Annotated in this window: 19 protein-coding genes and 1 riboswitch; of the genes, 16 read left to right on the top strand and 3 right to left on the bottom strand. The window is 43.1% G+C overall.

Going from position 1 to position 15,329, the window contains the following annotated elements; translation table 11 throughout:
• The 10 genes from ltrA to A374_RS03010 form a co-directional block, all read left to right on the top strand.
• Positions 1-1,227 (top strand): group II intron reverse transcriptase/maturase (ltrA, locus tag A374_RS02965; RefSeq protein ID WP_007200694.1); only part of this gene is annotated, 1,227 nt, incomplete at its 5' end.
• Between the two features lie 171 nt (positions 1,228-1,398).
• On the top strand, positions 1,399-2,034 hold the full coding sequence (locus A374_RS02970) for a stage V sporulation protein AA (protein ID WP_007200695.1): 636 nt from the start codon (positions 1,399-1,401) through the stop codon (positions 2,032-2,034).
• Positions 2,027-2,446 (top strand): stage V sporulation protein AB, encoded by a 420-nt coding sequence (locus A374_RS02975; protein WP_007200696.1) that lies wholly within the window; start codon positions 2,027-2,029, stop codon positions 2,444-2,446. Before A374_RS02970 ends, A374_RS02975 begins: the two co-directional genes overlap by 8 nt.
• A 20-nt stretch (positions 2,447-2,466) precedes the next feature.
• Positions 2,467-2,922, top strand: coding sequence for a stage V sporulation protein AC (gene spoVAC, locus A374_RS02980; protein ID WP_007200697.1), 456 nt, complete (start codon positions 2,467-2,469; stop codon positions 2,920-2,922).
• Between the two features lie 14 nt (positions 2,923-2,936).
• Positions 2,937-3,956 carry a stage V sporulation protein AD gene (gene spoVAD, locus A374_RS02985; protein WP_007200698.1) on the top strand — a complete coding sequence of 340 codons (1,020 nt, stop codon included), beginning with the start codon at positions 2,937-2,939 and terminating at the stop codon, positions 3,954-3,956.
• Positions 3,956-4,306 carry a stage V sporulation protein AE gene (gene spoVAE / locus A374_RS02990; RefSeq protein WP_007200699.1) on the top strand — a complete coding sequence of 117 codons (351 nt, stop codon included), beginning with the start codon at positions 3,956-3,958 and terminating at the stop codon, positions 4,304-4,306. The genes spoVAD and spoVAE overlap by 1 nt, the downstream gene beginning before the upstream one ends.
• A gap of 6 nt (positions 4,307-4,312) precedes the next feature.
• Positions 4,313-4,906 (top strand): stage V sporulation protein SpoVABEA, encoded by a 594-nt coding sequence (gene spoVAEA / locus A374_RS02995; RefSeq protein WP_007200700.1) that lies wholly within the window; start codon positions 4,313-4,315, stop codon positions 4,904-4,906.
• Positions 4,869-6,347 carry a spore germination protein gene (locus tag A374_RS03000; protein WP_007200701.1) on the top strand — a complete coding sequence of 493 codons (1,479 nt, stop codon included), beginning with the start codon at positions 4,869-4,871 and terminating at the stop codon, positions 6,345-6,347. Before spoVAEA ends, A374_RS03000 begins: the two co-directional genes overlap by 38 nt.
• A 65-nt stretch (positions 6,348-6,412) precedes the next feature.
• Positions 6,413-6,592: riboswitch (Lysine riboswitch) on the top strand.
• Positions 6,593-6,709: 117 nt separating this feature from the next.
• Positions 6,710-8,029, top strand: a complete 1,320-nt coding sequence (gene lysA / locus A374_RS03005; RefSeq protein WP_007200702.1) for a diaminopimelate decarboxylase — start codon at positions 6,710-6,712, stop codon at positions 8,027-8,029.
• A 117-nt stretch (positions 8,030-8,146) separates the two neighbouring features.
• A complete protein-coding gene (locus A374_RS03010; RefSeq protein ID WP_007200703.1) occupies positions 8,147-8,584 on the top strand; it encodes a peptidylprolyl isomerase in 438 nt (145 codons plus the stop codon).
• 43 nt (positions 8,585-8,627) lie between these two features.
• Here A374_RS03010 and A374_RS03015 read toward each other — a convergent pair whose 3' ends face one another.
• Positions 8,628-9,128 carry a DUF309 domain-containing protein gene (locus A374_RS03015; RefSeq protein ID WP_338009610.1) on the bottom strand — a complete coding sequence of 167 codons (501 nt, stop codon included), beginning with the start codon at positions 9,126-9,128 and terminating at the stop codon, positions 8,628-8,630.
• 93 nt (positions 9,129-9,221) lie between these two features.
• Here A374_RS03015 and A374_RS03020 point away from each other — a divergent pair, with 93 nt between their 5' ends.
• Together A374_RS03020 and scpB are read left to right on the top strand one after the other, a co-directional pair.
• Entirely contained in the window at positions 9,222-9,968 is a 747-nt protein-coding gene (locus tag A374_RS03020; RefSeq protein WP_007200705.1) for a segregation/condensation protein A, read from the top strand.
• A 2-nt stretch (positions 9,969-9,970) separates the two neighbouring features.
• Positions 9,971-10,555: an SMC-Scp complex subunit ScpB gene (gene scpB, locus A374_RS03025; protein WP_007200706.1), complete on the top strand. Its 585-nt coding sequence runs from the start codon at positions 9,971-9,973 to the stop codon at positions 10,553-10,555.
• Positions 10,556-10,607: 52 nt separating this feature from the next.
• Here the strand turns inward: scpB and A374_RS03030 are convergent, their stop codons facing one another.
• Both A374_RS03030 and A374_RS03035 read right to left on the bottom strand, forming a co-directional pair.
• The gene (locus tag A374_RS03030; protein ID WP_007200707.1) at positions 10,608-11,084 is read right to left on the bottom strand and encodes a DUF6143 family protein; all 477 of its coding nucleotides are present in this window, start codon (positions 11,082-11,084) and stop codon (positions 10,608-10,610) included.
• A gap of 126 nt (positions 11,085-11,210) precedes the next feature.
• Positions 11,211-11,729, bottom strand: coding sequence for a hypothetical protein (locus A374_RS03035; protein WP_007200708.1), 519 nt, complete (start codon positions 11,727-11,729; stop codon positions 11,211-11,213).
• 115 nt (positions 11,730-11,844) lie between these two features.
• Between A374_RS03035 and A374_RS03040 the strand changes: the two genes are divergently transcribed.
• The 4 genes from A374_RS03040 to A374_RS03055 all read left to right on the top strand — a co-directional run bounded on the left by A374_RS03040 (position 11,845) and on the right by A374_RS03055 (position 15,329).
• On the top strand, positions 11,845-12,933 hold the full coding sequence (locus A374_RS03040) for a type III polyketide synthase (RefSeq protein ID WP_007200709.1): 1,089 nt from the start codon (positions 11,845-11,847) through the stop codon (positions 12,931-12,933).
• Between the two features lie 15 nt (positions 12,934-12,948).
• On the top strand, positions 12,949-13,503 hold the full coding sequence (locus tag A374_RS03045; protein WP_007200710.1) for an isoprenylcysteine carboxyl methyltransferase family protein: 555 nt from the start codon (positions 12,949-12,951) through the stop codon (positions 13,501-13,503).
• 61 nt (positions 13,504-13,564) lie between these two features.
• On the top strand, positions 13,565-14,743 hold the full coding sequence (locus A374_RS21250; RefSeq protein ID WP_007200711.1) for a D-alanyl-D-alanine carboxypeptidase family protein: 1,179 nt from the start codon (positions 13,565-13,567) through the stop codon (positions 14,741-14,743).
• Positions 14,736-15,329, top strand: coding sequence for a nucleoside recognition domain-containing protein (locus tag A374_RS03055; protein WP_007200712.1), 594 nt, complete (start codon positions 14,736-14,738; stop codon positions 15,327-15,329). The genes A374_RS21250 and A374_RS03055 overlap by 8 nt, the downstream gene beginning before the upstream one ends.

Below are 15,329 nucleotides of genomic sequence, written 5' to 3' on the forward strand. Positions count from 1 at the left end.
ACGAATGCACTCCGTAGAGTGGAAAGAAATAAAGGGAGCCATGGTGTAGATGGAATGAACGTACAAAACCTACGACATCATCTCATGGAACACTGGCCTACTTTACAAACGGAATTGATGAAGGGTGCCTATTTTCCCCAACCTGTGCGTCGAGTCGAAATCCCGAAACCGAACGGCGGGATCAGGAAGTTAGGGATCCCAACAGCGAAAGACCGTTTCATTCAACAGGCTATTGCACACGTACTTAACGAGGAATTCGATGCCTCGTTTTCTTCACAAAGTTATGGATTTAGACCGAATAAACGGGGTCATGATGCCGTTCGACAAGCCCAACACTATGTCCAAGAAGGATACAGATGGGTCGTGGACATTGATTTGGAGAAATTCTTCGACAAAGTGAACCACGACCGACTCATGAGAACGCTAAGCAAACGAGTAAAAGACGCGAGAGTCCTTCAATTAATACGAAGGTACTTACAAGCAGGTGTCATGGAGGAAGGGCTTGTCAGCCCAAACACAGAAGGTACTCCACAAGGAGGTCCTCTCAGCCCTCTGTTATCCAACATCGTCCTCGATGAACTGGACAAAGAACTGGAGAAAAGAGGTTTACGGTTTGTCCGTTACGCGGATGATTGTAACATTTATGTGCGCTCCAAGAGAGCCGGGGAACGAATCATGAAAAGCATGACAACGTTTATTGAAAACAAACTCAAACTAAAAGTGAATCAAGAGAAAAGTGCAGTAGACCGCCCATGGAAACGTAAGTTTCTAGGTTTTTCATTCACGAACCATCAAGGGAAACCAAAAATCCGAATCGCTACATCAAGTATTCAGCGCTTCAAGCAGAGAATACGAGAAATAACGTCGAGGAAATGGTCAATCAGTATGACGGACCGGTTAGCGAAGCTAAATCGTTTCCTGGTGGGTTGGCTAGGGTACTATCAACTAGCCGATACGCCCTCTGTTCTAGACAAACTAGATGGGTGGATTCGAAGAAGATTACGGATGATTCGATGGAAAGAGTGGAAGAAAATTAAAACCAAACATAGAAACCTAACGAAGTTAGGGATTAAATCTAACCAAGCATGGGAGTGGGCAAACTCAAGATTGGGCTACTGGCGTATAGCTAACAGCCCCATTCTGGGTAGAACGCTTGATAACCACTATTGGGGTAATCAAGGTCTTAAAAGTTTGCTTGCAAGATATCGAACGGTACGTTTGACTTGATTGAAACCGCCGTATACCGAACGGTACGTACGGTGGTGTGAGAGGTCGGGGGTTAATTACCCCCTCCTACTCGATTTTATTAACTGGGAATTGTTGGTTTGTTAAAAGTGAAAGAATGAGACAACTTTACCAAATGCATACTAAGTGTAAATGACTGTTGGAGGTGAGCGTATGGAACGATCGTCTGTTTACATAAGGATGAGGCAAAAAGTTCGGGTCGTTCTTCACCAAGGGGTACGTTTAGAAGAAATTGCACAACTAGCAGGACCCGCTAAAACAGTAAAAGCACTACAAAAGGCGGTCATTCATGTCGTAAAACCTGAAGATAAGCATCTGATCGTCATTGATATTATGACGGTCGTAAAACGGATTCAAGATATACTGCCCGGTTGTGAGGTACAAACAATTGGGCCGGCACAATCCATTTTAGAAATTATGTATGAGCCCAAAAAGTTAAACACACTATTTTTTATTCTCGTATGGCTGCTGTTATTTATAGGTGCTGCTGTAGCCATTATGAATTTTCATGAAGACGTGAGCATGCAAGTCGTTCATCAAAAAATTTATCAGCTCATTACAGGAGAATTTCGGCAACAACCGCTGATGCTGCAAATTCCATATTCCATTGGACTTGGTCTTGGCATGGTTTTGTTTTTTAACCACGTGTTTAAAAAGCGGTTAAATGAAGAGCCAAGCCCACTAGAGGTTGAGATGTTTAAGTATCAGCAAGATCTCGATCAGTATGTCATCATTCATGAAAATAAAGAAAGTGAGCAAAAGCAAAAGCAAAAGGTGAGCGATGATTAATGTACTGCTGCTCATTTTTGTAGGCTTTGCGGGAGGAATAGCAGTCGGCTCTGGCTTTGTCGCTTTTCTAACCGTTCTTGGCATTGTACCGCGCGTCATGCAGCTTTCAAAAACGTATCGCTTTATTCGCTCTTATGAGTGGAGTGTCATTTTAGGAGCGGTGCTTGGCGGATGGGTGAATTTACGCAGCACGACTTTTCAGTTGTCTCCTTATTTAACGATCGTCATTGGACTATTCTCGGGTGTTTTTATTGGCATGTTAGCAGCAGCATTGACTGAAGTACTGAACGTTTTGCCGATTTTAGCAAAACGAATTGGGTTCCGAGATAAGCTACTTGTTATTTTGATGGCCATTGTCCTTGGTAAAGTGGCAGGTTCCTTATTTCATTGGATCATTTACGTCAAGCTATAAAAGAAAGGATGAGATGAATTGTGGCAACGAAAGAACAGCAACAGGCGTATGCAGAGAAAATAAAACCACTGCAGCCGAAGCCACCTTATTTTATTAATTGTTTAAAAGCTTTTGTGGTAGGTGGCTTTATATGTGTCATTGGAGAAGCGCTGCAAAAGTTTTATATGACCTATTTCAACTTTACGACCGAAAACGTAGGAAATCCAACTTCGGCGACGTTAATTTTAATTGCCGCGTTATTAACGGGAATCGGTGTTTATGATAAAATTGGCCAGTTTGCTGGTGCAGGTTCTGCTGTTCCGGTGACAGGGTTTGCAAATGCCGTAACGAGTGCTGCGCTTGAACATCGAAGTGAGGGCATTGTGCTTGGGGTGGCAACCAACTTATTTAAAATTGCTGGTGCGGTCATTGTGTTTGGAGCCGTAGCTGCCTATGTATTTGGAATGATTCGTTATGCATTTAAAATCTTATTGTAAAAGGATCGATGGATATGAAGTTACTAGGCAGACAAACGTGGCAATTTGCACAAGATGTGTTTGTGAATGCTGCGGGCACAGCCGTTGGTCCGATGGAAAGTGAAGGACCGTTAGGCGCATTATTTGATAAGCGCTATAGTGAGCTACATTGCAATGAAAAAAATTGGGAGCTTGCTGAGCGTCGCTTAATGGAAGATGCAATTGGTAGTTGCTTAATGAAAGCAAAGCTAAAAAATGAAGATATTAACTTTTTTCTGGCTGGCGACTTATTAAATCAAGTGGTTACCGCTAATTATGTGGCTCGACAAAATCAAATTCCTTTTCTAGGCGTATTTGGAGCCTGTTCCACATCAATGGAATCGCTAGCAATCGGCGCTGCCCTTGTGGATGGTGGGTACGCACATCGTGTGATTGCAGCCTGTAGCAGTCACAATGCGACAGCGGAGCGTCAATTTCGCTACCCGACGGAATATGGAGGTCAAAAGCCGGATAGTGCGACGTTTACTGTAACAGGTGCGGGAGCTGCTTTAGTCAGTCATCAACCTTCTAGCGTTCGAGTGGGGGCGGCTACAATTGGCAAAGTAATTGATCTTGGCATTAAAAATCCATTTGATATGGGTTCAGCAATGGCTCCGGCTGCCGCTGATACGATTGCTACGCATTTACAAGCGACGCAAACAACACCCGCTGATTATGATTTAATCGTAACCGGTGACTTATCAGGTGTTGGTTCACCGATTGTTAAAATGTTGTTGCACGAACAAGGCATTGATATTTCAAAAAATCATCGAGATTGTGGTCTTATGATCTATCGTCCCGATCAAGAAGTGTTTGCCGGTGGAAGTGGGTGTGGTTGTTCGGCCGTTGTTACGTACGGTCATCTGTTAAAGGAACTCATAGAAGGACGATTGTCACGCATTCTTGTTGCAGCCACAGGTGCTTTACTCAACCCAACGATGATGCAGCAAAAAGAATCGATTCCAACGATTGCTCATGCGGTTACGTTAGAACGCGTAAAAGGAGTGAGTACTTAATGGATTATGTATGGGCATTTGTCGTTGGTGGTGGCATCTGCGTCATTGGGCAACTCTTAATGGATGTATTCAAACGAACGCCTGCCCACGTTACTACGAGCTTTGTCGTTCTTGGTGCTTTATTTGATGCGTTTGGTTTGTACGATCAACTCATTGAATTTGCTGGGGCGGGGGCGACAGTTCCCATTACGAGCTTTGGGCATAGCTTGTTGCACGGAGCCATGGCTTCCGCCGAAGACCATGGGTTTATCGGTATTGCAATGGGTATTTTTGAACTTACATCATCCGGCATTTCATCGGCAATCTTATTCGGCTTTATTATTGCGCTTGTATTTAAACCAAAGGGGTGACCTACGATGAAAAAGCGTGTCATTCTAGTAACGGATGGTGATTTATATGCAAAGAAAGCCGTTGAACATGTTGCTCGAAAAATTGGTGGACGCTGTATTTCGCAATCATGGGGTAATCCAACCGCCATTAGTGGCAAGGCGTTAGCGTCCTTAATCATGCAAACACCGCATGATCCTGTGCTCGTTATGTTCGATGATTGTGGCTTTCGCGGCGAAGGCCCTGGAGAAAAGGCGATGCGCGACGTGTGTAGCCATCCTAACATAGATGTCATTGGAGCGATTGCGGTCGCCTCTAAAACAAAATGTTGTGAATGGACAAAAGTACACTTTAGTATTGATCGTTATGGCGTATTAACAGAAGTCGGAATTGATAAAAGCGGCCTGCCTGACTTAGAAGTGGGCCGCATCAATGGTGATACGGTGTATGTCCTAGATGAGCTGAATGTACCAGTTGTTATTGGTATTGGGGATATCGGGAAGATGTCAGGATTTGATGCGATTGAAAAAGGAGCGCCTATAACGACACGCGCTGTGCAGCTTATTTTAGAAAGGAGTGGGTATCATGCAAAACTCGAAGGAACGACAAAAAACGAGTATTAGCACAAACATAAAAGAAGTAGAAGAACAATTAAAGCATCGCATTGGCATTGGCGAAAGCTTTGATGTGGGCGTGCGCAAATTGAGTGTGCTCAAGAAAGAAATCCAAATTTATTATTGCTCTGGGTTATGTGATACGCTATTCATTATTGAAATTATGCGCGAATTAATGGACATGGATCACGGTCATCGCGCGCCTTCTAATGTGAAAGAAATTGTGCATAATCATTTATCTCATCAGCAAGTAGATGTGACAGATAATTTAGAAATTGCGATTGATCGGATGTTATCTGGTTTAATTGCCGTCTTTGTCGAAGGAGAAGCAGAAGCCTTTATCGTTGACGTGCGGAGCTACCCAGGACGCAATCCAGAAGAGCCTGATATTGAAAAAGTTGTTCGAGGCTCTCGTGATGGTTATACCGAAAACATCATTATGAATACGGCTCTAACACGCCGCCGAATTCGTGATGAGCGCCTGCGTCATGAAATCATGCAAGTCGGAAAACGATCAAAAACCGATGTGTGTATTACGTACATTAAAGACATTGCCGATCCAGGGCTTGTTGAATTAATTAAAAAAGAGTTACAAGCCATTGATATTGACGGTATTCCAATGGCAGATAAAACGATTGAGGAATTTATCGTTAAGCAAGGCTGGAATCCCTTTCCGCTCGTTCGGTATACAGAAAGACCTGATGTAGCGGCACAACACATTATGGAAGGGCATGTATTAATTATTACGGATACGAGTCCGTCCGTAATCATTACGCCAACAACGTATTTTCACCACGTGCAGCATGCCGAAGAATATCGGCAAACGCCGGTTGTCGGTGCGTTTATTCGCTGGGTCCGATTTGCGGGGATTATCGCATCCTTACTACTCGTGCCACTTTGGTATTTATATGCGACACAAAAAGGACTATTGCCGCATGATATTCAGTTTATCGGTCCTCATAAAACAACGCATATTCCGCTGTTTCTTCAAATTATCTTTGCCGAAATTGGAATTGAAATTTTGCGGGTTGCCGCTATTCATACCCCCAGTCCGCTGTCGACCGCGATGGGCTTAATCGCTGCTGTATTAATTGGGCAAATTGCGATTGATGTTGGCCTATTTGTGCCAGAAGTAATCCTATACGTATCGGTGGCAGCGATTGGTGGTTTTTCTACCCCAAGTTATGAATTAAGCGTCGCCAATAAATTATTGCGGCTACTCGTGCTCGTCCTTACCGCCATTTTTCATGTGCCGGGCTTTGTATTTGGTGCAACGGCGATTTTATTATATTTATGTTTTATGCAAAACCTTAATACACCTTACTTATGGCCGTTTATGCCATTTAACGGGAAAGCTTTTATGCAAATCATGGTACGGCTTGCTGTTCCTTTATCAAGCGCACGACCAAGCATTGTGCATCCGCAAGATGCCAATAAACAAAGTAAATAAAAACCTTGCACACGGTCAGCACTTATGATAGAGTCAAACATAACAATTTTATATGCCTCATTTAACGATGGGGTAGAGGCGCAAAAAGGAAAAGTACGTTTCATGGAGTGAGTAGGCACGATGATAGAAACGGAAAGGCCGATTTGCCGAAGTGTGAACAAATACCTATTATTTGCTCATGCTGGGTCGTTGTTGAATAAATAACGGACTGTCACTGCTTTAAGCAGTGGAGCACTATTCCGGCAAATGGGGGTACGGATGTAAGCTAAGACAGCTATGTACCTATACATAGCTGTCTTTTGTTTTTCCACCGGAAGTAAAAAGAGAACCTCTAAGAGTACACAGAAAAAGGAGAGGGTATCATGTTTTTACACGGTACGAGTAACATTAATGAACAAAATCATTTAACAATTGGGGGTGTGGATACGATCTCATTAGCCCGAACATATGGCACCCCGCTTTATATTTATGATGTGGCTCTAATTCGCAAACGCGCACGCGCATTTAAAGAGGCATTTCGTCAACATGGCGTGACCGCTCAAGTAGCCTATGCGAGCAAAGCTTTTTCCTGTTTGGCACAAGTGCAAGTGATGAAAGAAGAAGAGATGAGCTTAGATGTTGTATCAGGTGGCGAGCTTTATACGGCTCTGGCGGCAGGGTTTCCACCTGAACGCATTCACTTCCATGGCAATAATAAAAGCAAAGAAGAAATAGCGTATGCGCTCCGAGAAAATGTGGGCTGCTTTGTCGTTGATAATGATTATGAACTGCAACTTCTTAATGTGATGGCCGCCCAACAACAAAAAAAGCCGAACATATTATTGCGCATGACGCCAGGTGTGGAAGCGCACACGCACGATTACATTTTAACGGGGCAAGAAGATTCTAAGTTCGGTTTTGATTTACAAAATGGGCAAGCTGAAACCGCGCTCGTAACTGCGCTTACGATGCAGCACCTAACCGTATTAGGCATTCACGTTCATATCGGTTCACAAATTTTCGAATGTGATGGCTTTGTTGTCACCATTCAAAAGCTATACGAGGCAATGGCGACCTGGCAGCAACGGTATGAATTTATACCAACCGTTTTAAATTTAGGTGGAGGATTTGGGATTCGCTATACGGAGGAAGATGAGCCTCTTGAGCCTGAAGTGTATATTTCCGCTATGATGGACGAAGTAAAGCGCTGCTGTGCGCACTATGAGCTGCCCCTTCCTGAAGTGTGGATCGAGCCAGGACGTGCCATTGTTGGTGATGCAGGCACGACCATTTATGCGATCGGTTCTCAAAAAGCCATTCCTGGCGTGCGTCATTATGTAGCAGTAGATGGAGGAATGAGCGATAACATTCGGCCAGCTCTTTATTCGGCACAGTATGAAGCGATGATTGCTAACCGAGCTACCGAACAAGGAACAGAAAAGGTTGCGATTGCAGGGAAGTGTTGTGAGTCTGGTGACATGCTTATTTGGGATTTGCCGTTACCAGCCGTAACAGATGAAGACTTTTTAGCCGTCTTTTGTACCGGAGCGTATGGCTATGCAATGGCTAATAATTACAATCGTTTGCCAAGACCGGCCGTTGTTTTTGTAGAGAATGGACACGAACAACTTGTCATTCGTCGAGAGCGCTATGAAGATGTCATGGCGCTTGATGTGCCATTGCAACAAGGAGCGCCCGTGTGAACCTGTTAACCATCATTCTAAAACGCACGTAAGCAATGCGCGTGCGTTTGTATTTTTTCTTTTGAAAGAAATGTGGTACTATAAGAGGGAAACGTTAATAAAGGAGAGATTACTCAAATGACAACAAAAAAAGGTTACATACATTTAACAAATGGCGAAAAAATGGAGTTTGAATTGTATCCAGCAGAAGCACCGGGAACAGTAGCAAACTTCGAAAAATTGGCGAACGAAGGTTTTTATGATGGTTTAACGTTCCACCGCGTTATTCCTGGCTTCGTTTCTCAAGGCGGTTGCCCAATCGGGAACGGTACAGGCGGAAGCGGCACGACGATTAAATGTGAAACAGCTGGTAATCCACATACGCATGTTGCAGGTTCATTATCAATGGCACATGCAGGAAAAGATACAGGGTCAAGCCAATTTTTCATCGTGCATGAGCCACAACCACATTTAAATGGTGTTCATACAGTATTTGGTAAAGTAACAAGCGGTCTTGAGCACGCGCTTAACATGCGTCAAGGTCAAGGCATGGAAAAAATTCGCGTAGAAGGTTAAAGGAAAAGCGGTTCGGACGAGCATCGTCCGGACCGCTTTTTTTTTAGTCAAGCGTGCGTGCTTGTTGGCGAATCTTTTGTTGTAACAGACGTTCTTGAATGACGTCACTACGATCGCGAAGTGAATGCTTATGAATGAGGCTGTCATCGTTTAGATTGCTAGGTTGTAGGCTGCTTTCATAATGCGTGCGTAAAATTTGATCTTCTAATGGTAAGTCAAAGTCAATAAAGAGTTGATCTTCGTTGTACGTGGACACTCTTTTTTTAAGTAGTGAAAGAAGACGAGGGCGATCAATGCCGAGTGATTGTAAGGATGATTGATGCTGTTCTAGCTTTTTTAGGGCGCTAGTTAACATGCGTCGTGCTCCTTTATGGTTGCCGCGTCGTTCATGGTATAGTCCGACAGCAAGCTGAATGAGTCCAACCCAAAGGTCGTTCTCCATGCCCTCGCTTTTCCAATGTTCTTCTAATACTTCATGACATTCAAAATAATCACGACTAGCAAAATGGGTTAAATAATCAAGATAAGCTTGCGGATACATCATGCGCCTCCTTCTCGTTAATTGTAAAGCAATCCGGAAATTTATGATATAATTTTTAGGACAGTAGAATTTAAAAAATAAAGGACACAATCGATGATGAAATATAATGTGAAAGTGGATGCTTTTGAAGGACCGCTCGATTTATTGCTTCACTTAATCACTTCCTATGAAATTGATATTTATGACATTCCGGTCGCACCAATTACTGAGCAGTATATGAATTATATACATACAATGCAAGAGTTAGAGCTTGATGTGGCAAGTGAGTATTTAGTAATGGCTGCTACGCTTTTGGCCATTAAAAGCAAAATGCTTTTACCAAAACAAGAGTTAGAGATGATGGATGAGTTAGAGAATCTAGAAGATGAGGGCGATCCGCGTGAAGAACTTGTTCGCCGTTTAATTGAATATCGTAAATTTAAGCAGGCGGCGCTTGATTTAAAAGAAAAAGAACGTGAGCGCAGTCAAGTATTTACCAGAGAGCCTGCTGATTTAACGGCATTTGAACGGGAAGCGGAAGAAACAAATCCCGTAGCCGATGTTACCATTTATGATATGCTAGCGGCAATGCAAAAGATTTTTGCGCAGAAAAAAATTCGCCAACCTCAACAAGCTACCGTGAAGCGGCAGAGTATCCCGATTGAAGATCGCATGAAAGAAATCATGAAGGAGCTTGCTTTTGGAACGGTCAAGCGCTTTTCGGATTTTTTCCGTAGTGAAGAGCGCGAACAACTAGTTGTTACATTTTTAGCTGTCTTAGAGCTCATGAAAACACAAGATATTCTATGTGAGCAAACGAGTAATTTTAGTGAAATTTTTATCTCGGCGTCAAAGGGGACTTAACAGTGAAAGAGCAAGCGGAACAAAAAGCGATTATGGAAGGTTTATTGTTTGTAACAGGAGAAGAAGGTATTGATGAAAAACAATTAGCCGACGTATTGCAAATCGACAAAGAAACGGTGCGCCAGGTTATGAAGGAACTGCGCGCTGATTATAGCAAGAGCTCCCGAGGGATGGAGATTATTGAAATCGCAGGTACGTATCAGTTTGTTACAAAGGCAGAGCATGCGCTGTATTATGAACGGCTCGTTTCAGCACCAGCACATACGGGCTTGTCCCAAGCAGCGCTTGAAACGCTAGCGATTATTGCCTATAAACAGCCGATCACCCGCAGTGAAATTGAAGAAGTACGTGGTGTTAAAACAGAAAAGCCCCTCCAAACATTAGCATCAAAAGGATTGATTGTAGAAAAAGGGCGAGCTGAAGGTACTGGGCGTCCCATTCTTTATGGAACGACAAAATCATTTCTTGAGCATTTCGGACTCACCTCGATTGATGAGCTACCCCCGCTTCCAGAAGGCATTGAAGAACAAGCGATGGAAGAAGAAGCGGATTTGTTTTTTGCCAAGTTTCAAGAAACCTATGAATAATAGCGAAAAAGAGCCAACTTTTTTTAAAAAAGGGTGGCTCTTTTTTTACGCTTTATTTAATCGATTGTTCGCGCCAGTCTAAACTAAAGTTCACCATACCGGTATCACCTTTGTAAATGGGCGTTACACTAATAACTTGATTCATTCCGGGACCGACAATTAACGGGAAATTTGGGTTTCCTTCTAATGTCGTATAAGGTGGGATCGCCTGCTCTAAATGAGACAATCCAGATGCTTTAATGTTAGTGCCATAATAAATATCGCCAATGACAGGAAGACGAGCATCAGGTGTATTGGTTGTAATTAAATTACGCGTATAGGGACTTTTGTATAGTTTGCCATATAACGGTGTGTCGATATAAAAATAAACGTTGATTCCAGCATTCGAAAGATTGGCAACGCGCGTGCGCGTGATGACGAGGTTCACGTTTGAGTCGATTGGATTTTGGAAAGAAAAAACAGCGTTTTCCTCACAAGAAAAAGGAATGGGAACGCCTCTTCCACCAAAATACCCACGTAAAGTTTGCATAGGGAGCTCCTTTTGTAAGTAGTAATCGTTAAAACAGGCTCCTATTACACTATGATACGGTTGTACTTTGGTGAAGGATTACTAGAAAAATGGATTGTTGATATGAAAAAACAGAACATGTTGGCTTCATGTTCTGTTTGTATGAAAGGCATCGGTTGTTAAGACGGGTTCTTCTTGCCAATCGTAAGAGGCATTCACACACCCTGTTCCGTTAGTTTCAATCGGAGTAATGGTCGCAATATGATTTGTACCTGGTGGGAAGACTGCTTTTCCTAAGGGAACGGTGTCCCATGTTGAATACGGCGGAACGGCGATTGTAATAACGGGAACACCTTCTTTAATTTCAATGTTGTTTCCGTAATAAATGCCTGTACTGGTTAATCGGTTTGGCGTTTCCAATGGTCCAATTACATAATCACTACGAAATAGACGACCGCTAGGCGTACCGAGTAACGTAATAATAATTTGGATGCCTGTACTTGATAGATTAGCCACACGAATGCGACGAAGGGTTACGAGGGTATTAGAATTTTTGGGATTACGCAAAATAAAAGCGGCATTTTCTGAACAAGAAAAAGGAATAGGGTATGCCATGCCGCGGTATGCCCCATTAATTCCAGCTGTTGGTTCTTGCTTAATGTCCACTCAATCCTCTCCTTTCGTTCTCAACCTATGAACGTAAGGTAGTCGTTATAACCTCCGTGGGTAATTTTTGCTTTTCCGGGGAACACTATCACCACAAAAAAGGAGTGTGCGTAATGTGGCTACGATCGTATCTGTGCAAAGTGTAAATTTACCGTATAAAGTAACGCAAGAAGAAGTTATGACATTTGCCAAACACCAATTTTCCTCTCATTTTAAAGATATTGATCGCCTGCTTCCTGTCTTTGAAAATGGGGGCATTCAAACGCGTTATTTAGTTTCTCCACTAGAATGGTTTACCGAAGTGCGTTCATTTCAAGAAAAGAATGATTGCTATATTCAAAATGCTGTTAAATTTGGCTGTGAAGCAATGGATCGCTGTTTAGCTTCATCGCCTTTTTTGCAACGTGCTGTTTCGTATGATGAAATTGATGCCTTGTTTTTTATTTCAAGTACGGGTATATCAGCTCCAAGCATTGAAGCACGCTGGATGAATGAACGTTCCTTTTCTCCTCATACGAAACGCATTCCCATTTGGGGGCTTGGCTGTGCAGGTGGTGCGTCTGGGCTCAGCCGTGCATACGATTATTGCAAAGCATTTCCTCGGGCAAATGTGCTCGTTGTAGCGGTTGAGTTTTGTAGTCTAACGTTTCAACAAGAGGATGGGAGTAAAAGTAACTTTATCGGTACTTCGTTATTTGGCGATGGCGTAGCATGTGTCTTATTGTGTGGAGATGCTTCTGCGCTGTTAAAAGAGCGGACGAGCAAAAGTGTTCCAGTCATTAAAGACGTTCAAACAACACTCATGCCCCACTCAGAGGATGTCATGGGCTGGGACGTAAAAAATGAGGGACTGTATGTTGTTTTTTCACGCGACATTCCAACCATTGTAAGTCAGTGGCTCCAACCGACAGTAGCGGAATTTTTAGAAAAGCGCACCATACGATTTTCGGAGATTGACCATTGGATTGCCCATCCTGGTGGTCAAAAAGTGCTTACGGCTTATGAAGCGGCACTCGGGCTTACTTCCACACAGTTGCAAAGTGCCCAAGATGTGTTACGAACGAACGGTAATATGTCATCGGCAACGATTCTGTATGTCCTTCAGCGCGTCGTAAATCAAGCACAAAAGCAAGGTGACAAGGGCATTATGATGGCATTAGGTCCAGGTTTTTCTGCTGAATTAGTGTTGGTAGAATGGGCATGAAAAGGAGAGAAAACGATGTTTGTTCTAATTTTTAGCATCATCCTGGCTGAGCGCCTGATTGAGCTTCTCGTTGCCAAACGCAATGAAAAAAAGATGCTGCGTTCAGGTGGCTATGAAGTAGGTAGGGGTCACTATCGCTATATGGTCTTGCTTCATAGTTGTTTTTTAGGATCGTTGATTCTTGAAGTGGTCGGCTATGGTGCCAAACCTCCTCAATGGACATGGGTGTTGCTAGGACTCTTTTTCACATTGCAAGCAGGTCGCATTTGGTGCATTTCTTCCCTAGGTGTCTATTGGAATACGAAAATTATGATTCTGCCAGGTGCTCATGTGATCGAAAAAGGGCCGTATCGCTGGTTGCGGCATCCGAACTATGTGATTGTTTCTCTTGAAATTGTCTGTATTCCGCTCATTTTTGGGGCGTATGTTACTGCCCTTGTTTTTTCAGTGTTAAATATGATCATTCTTTTTATTCGTATCCCAATGGAAGAGAAAGCTTTGCAGCAAGCAACTGATTATACCGTGTGCTTTCAGGAAAAGAAACGATTTGTTCCAAAAGTGAAAACATAACTAATCATAACCGTTCCGAACATGCATAGACTTGTACAAACGAGTAAGGGACGGATGCGATATGCAAAAGCGTATGAAATGGATAGTGCCACTTCTTCTTGTCTTTTTATATTGGTCGGTTGGACCAGCAACCGTATGGGCGGGGGCGCCTGCTGGATCGGCACGAGCCGCAATCGTTATGGAAGAAGCGAGCGGCCGTGTGTTATATGGAAGAAGCGAACATGCTTCGATGAGAATTGCAAGCATCACCAAAATTATGACAGCCATCCTAGCAATTGAATCGAATAAGTTAGGAAAGAGTGTGAAAATTAGTTCTAAAGCCGCTGGTGTGGAAGGCTCCTCACTATATTTACGCGCTGACGAGCGCTTGCCGTTACGAGATCTTGTGTATGGCTTAATGTTGCGTTCTGGCAATGATGCCGCAGTGGCAATTGCTGAATATGTAGGAGGAAGTCTTGAAGGCTTTACGCACATGATGAATGAAAAAGCGCGTGAAATTGGCATGAAGCATACGCAATTCCAAAATCCGCACGGTTTAGATGATACAGACGGGCATTATTCTTCTGCCTATGATATGGCGCTGCTTACGCGCTATGCCATGCAAAATTCGGAGTTTCGGACCATTTCGGGTACGAAAGTGTATCGTTCTTCTCAAGAAAGTGAAAAGTGGGATCGTGTTTGGAACAATAAAAATAAAATGTTAAAAATGTATCCGTACGCAACAGGTGGAAAAACAGGGTATACGAAGCTGGCGAAGCGAACACTTGTATCAACTGCGCGCAAGGATGGAATGTCGCTCATTGCTGTTACTATCAATGATCCAAATGATTGGGACGATCATATGGCGATGTTTAACTGGGGATTTGCTAACTTTCATGTGAAGACGCTTGCCGAAAAAGGATTCGTTGCAAACGTCACAGAGGAAGCGTATCGCGATCATTTGAGAACGAATCGTACGTTTTCTTATCCGCTTTTAAAAGAGGAAGAAAGTTCTGTGCGTACAGAAGTGGTGGTGCCGAACGCTTCAAAAGAGTCGATTTCCAAAGCCGATGCGCATACGCCTATTGGCACATTAAAGATTTTTGTAGCGGATGTGGTCGTAGGTACGTTGCCGCTTTATTATGAAAAAAATAAGCCGCATAAGCTGAAAAAAGAAACAAGCTTTTGGCAAAGTGTAAAAGATACCGCCGTTTCTTTCTTTTTATTACGTCCATTTGACGCTGGTGATCGTCATGGTTAATTACATTTGGATGGGGATGCTCGTCATCGGTTTTATTACTGCTATGCTCAATGGACGAATGGATGAAGTGAATGCATCGCTTTTTAAAAGTACACAAGAAGCGGTAACTTTATCACTTGGACTCGTGAGCGTACTTGTATTTTGGTTAGGATTAATGAAAATTGCCGAAAAGGGCGGACTGTTAGAAAAGCTTGCTGCGTTATTTCGGCCGCTCGTCAAGCGCCTGTTTCCTGATGTTCCAAACAATCACCCTGCGCTCGGTTATATTTTATCAAATATGGTCGCTAATTTATTTGGTCTCGGTAATGCAGCAACACCTATGGGCATTAAGGCGATGGAGCAATTAAAACAATTAAATGGTGGTAAAAATGAGGCATCGCGCTCAATGATTACCTTGCTTGCCATTAATACGTCAAGCATTACGTTAATTCCAACGACCATTATTGCCATTCGAATGAATTATGGATCAGCCACACCGACAGATATTGTAGGAACAACATTATTGGCAACGGCGATCTCTACCGTCTTTGCGCTCAGCATTGACCGCTACTTTTATTATCGCTCAAAACGAAGGGAGAGGCGATAA

This window comes from Fictibacillus macauensis ZFHKF-1 (genome assembly GCF_000269865.1).
GTDB classification, from domain to species: domain Bacteria; phylum Bacillota; class Bacilli; order Bacillales; family Fictibacillaceae; genus Fictibacillus_C; species Fictibacillus_C macauensis.

What these genes read in the sequence shown, in the direction of transcription:
- A374_RS03000 (WP_007200701.1), top strand. Translation starts at nt 4,869, where the DNA reads ATGCAAAACTCGAAGGAACGACAAAAAACGAGTATTAGCACAAACATA.
- A374_RS03055 (WP_007200712.1), top strand. Translation starts at nt 14,736, where the DNA reads ATGGTTAATTACATTTGGATGGGGATGCTCGTCATCGGTTTTATTACT.
- A374_RS03020 (WP_007200705.1), top strand. Translation starts at nt 9,222, where the DNA reads ATGAAATATAATGTGAAAGTGGATGCTTTTGAAGGACCGCTCGATTTA.
- A374_RS03015 (WP_338009610.1), bottom strand. Translation starts at nt 9,128, where the DNA reads ATGATGTATCCGCAAGCTTATCTTGATTATTTAACCCATTTTGCTAGT.
- A374_RS03030 (WP_007200707.1), bottom strand. Translation starts at nt 11,084, where the DNA reads ATGCAAACTTTACGTGGGTATTTTGGTGGAAGAGGCGTTCCCATTCCT.
- spoVAD (WP_007200698.1), top strand. Translation starts at nt 2,937, where the DNA reads ATGAAGTTACTAGGCAGACAAACGTGGCAATTTGCACAAGATGTGTTT.
- lysA (WP_007200702.1), top strand. Translation starts at nt 6,710, where the DNA reads ATGTTTTTACACGGTACGAGTAACATTAATGAACAAAATCATTTAACA.
- A374_RS03045 (WP_007200710.1), top strand. Translation starts at nt 12,949, where the DNA reads ATGTTTGTTCTAATTTTTAGCATCATCCTGGCTGAGCGCCTGATTGAG.
- A374_RS02970 (WP_007200695.1), top strand. Translation starts at nt 1,399, where the DNA reads ATGGAACGATCGTCTGTTTACATAAGGATGAGGCAAAAAGTTCGGGTC.
- A374_RS21250 (WP_007200711.1), top strand. Translation starts at nt 13,565, where the DNA reads ATGCAAAAGCGTATGAAATGGATAGTGCCACTTCTTCTTGTCTTTTTA.
- A374_RS02975 (WP_007200696.1), top strand. Translation starts at nt 2,027, where the DNA reads ATGATTAATGTACTGCTGCTCATTTTTGTAGGCTTTGCGGGAGGAATA.
- spoVAEA (WP_007200700.1), top strand. Translation starts at nt 4,313, where the DNA reads ATGAAAAAGCGTGTCATTCTAGTAACGGATGGTGATTTATATGCAAAG.
- spoVAE (WP_007200699.1), top strand. Translation starts at nt 3,956, where the DNA reads ATGGATTATGTATGGGCATTTGTCGTTGGTGGTGGCATCTGCGTCATT.
- A374_RS03010 (WP_007200703.1), top strand. Translation starts at nt 8,147, where the DNA reads ATGACAACAAAAAAAGGTTACATACATTTAACAAATGGCGAAAAAATG.